The following is a 494-nucleotide window of genomic DNA, read 5'->3' as shown; positions in this document are numbered from 1 at the left end:
CAGAAGGCGTTGCGGCTTACCTGACCGCGAACGCTGGCAAGCTGTAAGCCACGCGTCAGGCATAAAAAAAACCGGCCGCTGAGGCTAATGCCGATCAGTTAAGCCCTATTGCTTGACCTTTTGCCGCAAGAAATCAAAATCCGATGTCTGTACTGGCATCGGATTTTTTTATGCGTCTCGCTCGGGCACTGGAACTGACCCACAACATTGCCTCCACTCCCAACTCAATCGAGGGATTGGATTCCTTGCTCGATCCTTCTTTGGTCGAGCAGGCACTTGAACAAGCAGGCGTAGCGACCCTGCGCAAGCGGCGCTTGCCGTTGGAAATGATGCTCTGGTGCGTTATCCCCATGGCATTCTTTCGGCGGATGTCGGCTTGGGATGTGGTCAGTCGCATGAACATCATGCTGCCTGGGCAACGCCCGTTGGTGGCGCCCAGTGCAGTGGTTCAAGCCCGTCAGAGATTGGGTTGCGAGGCTGTACGACAGGTCTTC

1 protein-coding gene is annotated in these 494 nt (G+C 55.5%); it reads left to right on the top strand.

Annotated elements, in window-relative coordinates; translation table 11 throughout:
• Nucleotides 1-143: 143 nt before the first annotated feature.
• Nucleotides 144-494, top strand: a 351-nt coding sequence (locus BK665_RS33710; protein WP_311198561.1) for a transposase domain-containing protein, incomplete at its 3' end; no start/stop codon positions are given.

Origin of the sequence: Pseudomonas frederiksbergensis, assembly GCF_003732665.1 — a bacterium.
Lineage (GTDB): Bacteria > Pseudomonadota > Gammaproteobacteria > Pseudomonadales > Pseudomonadaceae > Aquipseudomonas > Aquipseudomonas frederiksbergensis_G.
This window is presented reverse-complemented; position numbering and strand designations above follow the sequence as displayed.